Raw genomic sequence first — 288 nt, forward strand, 5'->3', positions numbered from 1 at the left:
AGCGGATTCACGCGGATCCAGCCCAGCGCGGCCGCGTGGTAGCACACGTTCGCCAGGGTGAGCAGCGCGAGCAGGCCCCCATTTGTCGCGGCGCGCATCCTGCACGGGCTGGGTGCCCGGCGCGCCGTTGCGGGTGAACATGGGGATCACGCGGCCGCCGATCACGATTTCGATCACGACGATCAGGAGGATCGCGGCGTGCACGGGCGCCAGCGGATTCACGCGGATCCAGCCCAGCGCGGCCGCGTGGTAGCACACGTTCGCCAGGGTGAGCAGCGCGAGCAGGCC

The 288-nt window shown here is 70.8% G+C and carries 1 protein-coding gene; it reads right to left on the bottom strand.

The window, feature by feature from the left end:
* The coding region (locus ACEN88_RS35210) for an NnrS family protein (RefSeq protein ID WP_413347054.1) at positions 1–288 on the bottom strand (288 nt) is incomplete at both ends.

Source organism: Massilia sp. CT11-108, from assembly GCF_047302915.1.
In the GTDB taxonomy this organism is placed as follows: Bacteria; Pseudomonadota; Gammaproteobacteria; order Burkholderiales; family Burkholderiaceae_D; genus Telluria; species Telluria orientalis.